This window comes from Streptomyces acidicola (assembly GCF_009377235.1).
Classification (GTDB): Bacteria; Actinomycetota; Actinomycetes; order Streptomycetales; family Streptomycetaceae; genus Streptomyces; species Streptomyces acidicola.
In genome coordinates, this window is record NZ_VMNX01000110.1 from 21644 (window position 1) to 28966 (window position 7323).

5 protein-coding genes are annotated in these 7323 nt (G+C 71.1%); 3 read left to right on the forward strand and 2 right to left on the reverse strand.

What is annotated here, in order from left to right:
• Nucleotides 1-196 precede the first annotated feature (196 nt).
• Together FPZ41_RS26010 and FPZ41_RS26015 are read left to right on the forward strand one after the other, a co-directional pair.
• Nucleotides 197-1039 carry a (2Fe-2S)-binding protein gene (locus tag FPZ41_RS26010; protein ID WP_152866113.1) on the forward strand — a complete coding sequence of 281 codons (843 nt, stop codon included), beginning with the start codon at nucleotides 197-199 and terminating at the stop codon, nucleotides 1037-1039.
• Nucleotides 1040-1385: 346 nt separating this feature from the next.
• On the forward strand, nucleotides 1386-2429 hold the full coding sequence (locus tag FPZ41_RS26015; protein WP_152866114.1) for a DUF2637 domain-containing protein: 1044 nt from the start codon (nucleotides 1386-1388) through the stop codon (nucleotides 2427-2429).
• A 102-nt stretch (nucleotides 2430-2531) separates the two neighbouring features.
• Here FPZ41_RS26015 and FPZ41_RS26020 read toward each other — a convergent pair whose 3' ends face one another.
• Both FPZ41_RS26020 and FPZ41_RS26025 read right to left on the reverse strand, forming a co-directional pair.
• Nucleotides 2532-2954 (reverse strand): ATP-binding protein, encoded by a 423-nt coding sequence (locus tag FPZ41_RS26020; RefSeq protein ID WP_152866122.1) that lies wholly within the window; start codon nucleotides 2952-2954, stop codon nucleotides 2532-2534.
• A gap of 405 nt (nucleotides 2955-3359) precedes the next feature.
• Nucleotides 3360-4859, reverse strand: a complete 1500-nt coding sequence (locus FPZ41_RS26025) for a protein phosphatase 2C domain-containing protein (RefSeq protein WP_152866115.1) — start codon at nucleotides 4857-4859, stop codon at nucleotides 3360-3362.
• Between the two features lie 236 nt (nucleotides 4860-5095).
• Between FPZ41_RS26025 and FPZ41_RS26030 the strand changes: the two genes are divergently transcribed.
• On the forward strand, nucleotides 5096-7323 hold a 2228-nt coding region (locus tag FPZ41_RS26030), incomplete at its 3' end, for a glycosyl hydrolase family 95 catalytic domain-containing protein (RefSeq protein WP_228022979.1).

The window sequence follows — 7323 nt, forward strand, 5'->3', positions numbered from 1 at the left end:
CGCGGTCCGGCCTGCTCCACGGGTTCTCCTCCGGGTCGATGGTGGGTGGGGTACTCGGGATTGCCACAGCGGTTGTTACGGGTCGTTAAGCACGATAAGCGCACCGAGCGTCAGTTCAAATATCGACCAGTTCAGGTAAGGTAAGCCTTACCTTTTGATTACGGCCGGGCTCGACGACCGCGAAACGGGGTTCCCCATGCCGCTCCCAGCACCGGCCGTGTCGCCGGTCACGGATGCGTACACCCGGCTCGCCGAGGTGTATCCGCACCTGGAGGTGACAGAGCTCTCCCCCGCGGACGAGACACCGCGGGATGACGGCTGGGTCCCGGTCGCGCGGCTCGCGGAGGGCGGGGCCGGCCTCGACGCCTTCCTCGCCTGGGACGACGAGCAGGTACTGCGGGACTACGGCCAGAAGGCGCGCCCGGACGTCATCGCAAGCTTCGGCCTGCACCGCTACGCATGGCCGGCCGGTCTGCTGTTCACCGTCCCGTGGTTCCTGGCACGCCGGGCACCCCGCTTCCCCGTGGAGCACGTCACCTTCCAGCGGACCGAGGGCCGCCTGGCCGTCCGGGTCGGCGCGTTCGCGTGCCTGCCGGGCGATCCGGCGGCCGGCCTGCCCGGCGCGCGGGTCGTACCGGACGAGGAGGCGCTGCGGGCCGAGGTGCGGGCGGCGATCGCCGAGCACGTCGAACCGGTCCTCGGCGGCTTCGGCCCGCGCATGCGGCGCCGAGGGCGCGCCCTGTGGGGCATGGCGACCGACGAGGCCGTCGAGGGGATCTGGTACGTCGCCCAGCTGCTCGGCGAGGAGGAGCGAGCACAGCGCGAGCTGGAACTGCTGCTGCCCGGCACGACCAAGCCGTACGTGGGTGCCGCGGCCTTCCGCGAACTGACGGGCCCGAAGGGCGAGTCACTGCCCACCCGGGACCGGGTCAGCTGCTGCATGTTCTACACGCTGCGCCCCGAGAACACCTGCCCCAGCTGCCCGCGCGTCTGCGACACGGAGCGCATCGCCAAGTTGACTGCGGCCGCCGTCGGCTGACGCCCCGCCACGGGCAATCCGAAGGCTCTCCGCTACCGTTCCGCAACGCACCCCGCGCAGCGGTGCGCCGCATGTGCCGTAAGATCCACAAGCGGGCATGGACCGCGCACGGGTTACAGGACATTCACAAATTCCCCACCCGTTGCAGGAACTTTCCGAGGAACCACCCGTACGGGTAGTGTTGCTCGCACTCAACTCCCGTCCCTCGAGCGGCAGTTCGAGCAGAATGCCGCCTTGCGCATCTCCTTGCACTTTCTTGGCGGTCTCTTGCCCCGAAACCCCCTGAGGGCAGTGAGGATTGGGCCACTATGACGGGCGTCATGCCCCATCCCAATACAAGGGACTGATGAGATTGACCGACATATCGCTGAACTGGCTGCTTCCGGGCGCCGTGCTGCTCCTGGGCATGCTGGCGGCGATGGCGGTGCTCGCGCGCGGCAAGCGGTCCGGGGAGCACGCGAAGACCGAGGACTCGTGGGAGCGCAGTGAGGAGCGCCGCCGGCGCAAGGAGGCCCTCTACGCCACGGCCTCCTACGCCCTCCTCTTCTGCTGTGCCGCGGTCGCGGCCGCCCTCTCCTTCCGTGGCCTGGTCGGCTTCGGCGAACAGAACCTGGGCCTCAGCGACGGCTGGCAGTACCTGGTTCCGTTCGGACTCGACGGCGCCGCCATGTTCTGTTCCGTGCTCGCGGTGCGCGAGGCCAGCCACGGTGACGCGGCGCTCGGCTCCCGGATACTCGTGTGGACGTTCGCGGGCGCCGCGGCCTGGTTCAACTGGTTGCACGCACCCAGGGGCCTCGGCCACGACGGCGCCCCGCAGTTCTTCGCGGGCATGTCCCTCTCCGCCGCTGTGCTGTTCGACCGCGCCCTCAAGCAGACCCGCCGTGCCGCGTTGCGCGATCAGGGCCTGGTCCCGCGCCCGCTGCCGCAGATCCGCGTCGTCCGCTGGCTGCGCGCGCCCCGCGAGACGTACAAGGCCTGGTCGCTGATGCTCCTCGAAGGTGTGCGCTCCCTGGACGAGGCCGTGGAAGAGGTGCGCGAGGACAAGCGCATCAAGGACGACAAGCGGGAGCGCAAGCGCGATCAGGAGCGCCTGGAGCGTGCCCACCTGAAGGCCATCAGCCGCGGCCACCGGGGTCTGCCCGGCCGCGGCGGCGGGCGGCAGATGGACGTGACCACCGTGGAGCGCGTCTCCGAGCCCGCCCCCGCGGAGCCTGCCCTATCCGCGCCGGACCCACTGCCCGTCCGTACGCGCCCCTCACTGCAGCCCGCCCGCGGGAGTTCTGACAAGCCGGTCACCGTCGACCTCACCGCGGAGGACGACACCATGGCACTGCCCCGGCTCGACTCCCTGGAGCGCAAGCTCAAGGACCTGGAGCAGCAGTTCGGCTAGAACACGCTCCCGCTCGCGAAGGCCGCACGGCCTTCACGGGCCGCACGGGGCGGGGGCGCGGCGCGCGAGCCGCGCCCCCGCCCCGTTTTCCGGTTCGGGCCATCACGCGGCGTCCGCGCCCAGTTCGAACCACACCGCCTTGCCCACGCCATGACTGCGTACGCCCCAGGCGTCCGCGAGGGACTGCACCAGGATCAGGCCGCGGCCATGCGTACCGTCATCGGCGTCCGGTACCCGCAGTTGGGGTCTGCGGCCCACGAAGTCCCGTACCTCCACACGGAGTTCATGTGGCGAGACGGTGGCCGTCAGGACCGCGTCGCGGTCGGTGTGGATGAGTGCGTTGGTGACGAGTTCGCTGGTCAACAGCTCGGCCACCTCCGATCTACCGGGGCGCCCCCAGTGCCGGAGGAACTCCCTCAGCGCCCTCCGGGCCTCGGGCACCGCCCGCAGGTCCGCCCGTCCGAGCCTGTGTCTGAGCTCCCCCGCCCCCGCCTGGTCCGTGCCGCTGTCGGTCGTTTCCTCCATCGTCTTCGCCGAGGAGGCCCCGATCGCCACGGGACCGCCCCCTCGCGCCTGCCTCTTCATGGCCCCCGTCCGCACGCCGATGACGATTCCCCTCCCGCTCGAACACGTTCACGGGATCCATGCCCCGTCCGGAAGGCGACAGTCATACGGCATCGTCAAGCACCATCCGTAGGCTTTCAAACGCACACAGTCAAGCCACGCTGCGGACAGGCTCACGGCACCCCCGCCACCAGGGAAAACCCTCACGCGGGGAGACCGCATGGGCACCCGGAGCCCTCGCACGGGCCACCCGGCCCGACGGCGCGCGCCGGTCCCCGCCGTCCACCCCGGCCTGCCGATACGGGCGTATACGACCAGCCGCTCGCGGCCACGGGTGTGGCGGACGCCTCCTTCTGCCGGCCCGGTTCAGCCTTCCCAGACAGCTGCGGCCGTGCGGTCGTCGGCGTATCCCTTCACCCGGACCTGGGTATCGGCGAGGAAGGCGGCGAGGCCAGGGGGCTTCCCGGTCGCCCAGCGGGCCGTGAGGTGTTCGGCGAGCTGAGGTTCACCGCGCAGGGGGTCGGCGAGGCCCGCCGTGCACAGCAGCAGCGTGTCCCCCGGGCGGGCCACTGAGGCACGGAAGCGGAAGGGGACGGTGGGCGGTGCGGGGGCGGGCTCGTACGGGCTCGGGGGCGTCGCGATACCGAGGTCCATGGTCAGTCGGTCGCCGTCGGGGGTCTCCTGGGGCGGCGAGCCGAAGCCGACGACGGGCGCGCCGGTGGTCGCGGTGACGCGCGGCTCTATGTCCTGCCACTCGCCGTCCCGCAGCCGGAACAGCCCGCCGACGCCGATACCGAAGAAGACACGCGTACGGCACTCCGGGTCGGCCGGGATCAGCAGGCAGCGCAGGCCGGCCGTGTACTCCTCGGGCTCCACGCCCTGTTCGGCGGCGCTGGCGCGGAGTTTGCCGAGGCTGCGGTCGGTGAGCCGGTGCAGCCCCGACTTCAGGTCGCCGCGCCGGGCGGCCCGGAGGTCCGCGGCGAGCCGGACGTGACTGCGGCCGACGGCCTGCCCGATCCACGCGCACGCCTCGGCCGCCGCCCGGTGCGCCCCCGGCGTGGCGCGGGCGCCGGTCGCCATGGCGACGAGCACCAGCGCATCGTCGCCCGAGCCGAACCGGGCGGTCAGCAGCGCGTCCCGGCGCGGCTCGCCCCGGTACCGGGCGGAGTCCCCGCGCACGGAAGCGGCCCGCAGGGTGCACGCCCCGTACCGCGCCCCGTCCAGCACGGTGTCCGCGACCAGATCACCGAGGTCGTCCGGGTCCGCGGCGGGCAGTGCGGTGGGTTCCGCGTCGTACGTGGGCGGCCCGGAACCGACGTGGGCGACGGCCACTGGCTCGGAGGGCTGCGAGGCGTCGCGCGGGGGCCGTGCGGTACGGGGCACCTCCGCTTGAAAGCCCGGCGGTTTGGGACCGGGCGGAAAGGTCGCGGGGGCAGGGGCGGAGGTGTCGTGTTGGGTGGGCCGGTTGTACGGGGTGCCCTGGTTGGCGGACCGGCTGGAGGGGGCGGTCCGATTCGAAGGGGCGGTCCGATTCGAGCGGGCGGTCTGGTTCGAGGGGGCCGCCAGGTCGTACGAACCGGATCCGTCGTAGGGAACCTCGGGGGCGGAAGGGGATGCGTCCGGCGTGGTGGTCGTGGTGCGCCGGCCCGGGACCGTCGGAGGTCCTCCGGGTGGAGGCGCGGCGCCGCTCGGCGAGGACTCCGGTCGGGCCGCCGAGCCCCGCCCCACCGTGCCCGCCGCCGAGGCGAAGCGGTCGTCGAGGGAGTCGGCCGCGGCCGTGGGTCCCGTGTCCTCGGTGGAGTCGTCGTACAACTGCCCCCACCAGTCGTCCTGGTGACCGGTGGGCCTCTCCCCCTGCTGGCTCATGCCCCTAATTGTCCACCGCGGGAGCCCGATGAAAACGGGGCTCCGGGAAAAACCAGGTGGTGCGGCGATGATGCGCCAGTTCGGCGCGTCGGACGACAGCGGTCACAACCCCTCTCCAACACATCGGACCTCTCCTTCCTTATTGACGAGCACACACACCTTCTCTACGTTGCATCGCGGGATAGCTCCGATGAATCACCCTTTGAATCGTGCTGTTTGAGCCGCCGGGAGGCACCATGTCCCGCCCGTCCGAAGCGAAGCCGAGCCCCTCCAGACGTACCGTTCTCGCCACCGGAACCGCCCTCGGCGGAACACTCGTCTCCGGGGGTCTGCCCGCCACCCCGGCGAGCGCGTCCGCTGCCGCCGCTCCCGAACTCTCCCCCTCCGACCCCTGGCGCGCGGTCCTCGACGACGCCGACCTGGTCTGGCAGCGGATGCCGACGACCTGGTACGAGGGCCCGTTCCTCGGCAACGGCTTCCTCGGCTCCGGGATCTACGCGGAGCCGGGCGGCGGCCAGGAGGACGGCACGTTCACCGCCGTGCGCTTCAATGTGCAGCACTCCGAAGTCCAGGACCGCCGCCCCGAGTTCGGCTCGCTGTTCGGGCTCGCCCGGCTGCCGATCGGCCACTTCACCCTGGAACCCGTGGGCCGCATCACCGGCCTGGACTGGCGGCTCCGGCTGCGCGACGCCGAGTTCACCGGAACGCTCACCACTGATCGCGGCACGCTCACGATCCGGGCCCTGGTGCACACCTCGCGCTCGGTGCTCGCCGTGGAGGTCACGCCCAGCGAGGGCGAGCGCGGCTTCCGGTGGGTGTTCCACCCGGCGGACGCGATCAGCCCGCGCGCCGCGTTCAAGCCGCTGCCGGACGGCTACCGGGGCAACCCTCCCGCCGAGGTCGGCGAGGAGGACGGCGTCTCCACCTCCGTACAACCCCTGCTGTCGGGCGGGCAGCATGTGACGGCGTGGCGGGAGCGGCGCGCGGGGGCGAGCCGGACGCTGTACGTCCACGTGGCGTACTCGTATCCGCAGAACACGGCGCTGCGGCGGGCGGTACGAGCGATCCGGACCGTATCCGGGCTGCCGTACTCCCGTCTGGCGTCGACGCACCACGACTGGTGGCACGCCTACTACCGCAAGAGCTTCCTCTCCCTGCCGGACGCCCGTATCCAACGCTTCTACTGGATCCAGCTGTACAAGACGGCGTCGGCCGCGCGCCGCGACGCACCCGTCATGGCGACCTGCGGGCCCTGGCTGGAGCCCACACCGTGGCCCAACACCTGGTGGAACCTCAACGCGCAGTTGGAGTACTGGCTCATCCACGGCTCCAACCACCTCGAACTCGACGCGGTCACACGGTCGTTGAGCGAGTTCCGGGAGAACCTGTCCAAGGAGGTGGCCGCCCCGTACAACACCGACTCGATGGGCATCCCTCGCACCACGGACCCGCACCTCATCAACGGCGCGGCGAGCTCGCTCATGGGGTACGGCGTCGGCATCCCCGGCCAGAACCCGCCGACCCCAGAGGTCGGCAACCTCACCTGGGCCCTGCACAACGTCTGGCTCAGCTACCGCCACACCATGGACGAGTCGATCCTGAGGGATATCCTCTTCCCGCTCCTGCGCAAGGCGATCAACTACTACCTGCACTTCCTGGAGCCCGGCCCGGACGGCAAGCTGCATCTCCCGGCGACGTTCTCGCCCGAGTACGGCGACGACTCACGGGACTGCAACTACGACCTGATGCTGCTGACCTGGGGCTGTCGTACGCTGCTGGAGTCCGCAGAACTCCTCGGTATCGACGACGAGCTGGCGCCGCGCTGGCGTGAGGTGCTGGCCAAGCGGGTGCCGTATCCGACGGACGCGAACGGTTTCATGATCGGCGCGGACGTCCCCTTCGCGAAGTCGCACCGCCACTACTCGCATCTGCTCGCCGTGTACCCGCTGTACGAGGTGACCGGCCGCACGGCGGATGAACGGGCGTTGATCGAGAGGTCGTTGGCGCACTGGGTCGGCTTCGAGGGCGCGCTCCAGGGCTATACGTTCACGGGCGCGGCCTCGATGTCGGCGCTGCTCGGCAAGGGTGAGGACGCGCTGGGCTACCTCGGCGAGCTCATGTCCCGTTTCATCCAGCCCAACACCATGTACAAGGAGTCCGGCCCGGTCATCGAGACCCCGTTGTCGGCCGCCCAGTCCCTGCACGACATGGTCTGCCAGTCCTGGGGTGGTGTCATCCGTGTGTTCCCCGCGCTGCCCGTGGCCTGGGCGGACCTGACGGTCCACGACTTCCGTACCGAGGGGGCCTTCCTGCTCTCCGCGGTACGGAAGGGAGGCGTGACCCGCTGGGTGCGGCTGACCAGCGAGGCGGGGGCGATCAACCTCCGGCGGTCAGCCCTGGGGCTCCGGCACCGCACCCTCCAGCCCCAGCAGCCAGAGCTTACGGTCGAGACCCCCCGCATAGC

Excerpts from the sequence above, each read along its gene's own strand:
- FPZ41_RS26010 (WP_152866113.1), top strand. The coding sequence starts at position 197 with ATGCCGCTCCCAGCACCGGCCGTGTCGCCGGTCACGGATGCGTACACC.
- FPZ41_RS26015 (WP_152866114.1), top strand. The coding sequence starts at position 1,386 with ATGAGATTGACCGACATATCGCTGAACTGGCTGCTTCCGGGCGCCGTG.
- FPZ41_RS26020 (WP_152866122.1), bottom strand. The coding sequence starts at position 2,954 with ATGGAGGAAACGACCGACAGCGGCACGGACCAGGCGGGGGCGGGGGAG.
- FPZ41_RS26025 (WP_152866115.1), bottom strand. The coding sequence starts at position 4,859 with ATGAGCCAGCAGGGGGAGAGGCCCACCGGTCACCAGGACGACTGGTGG.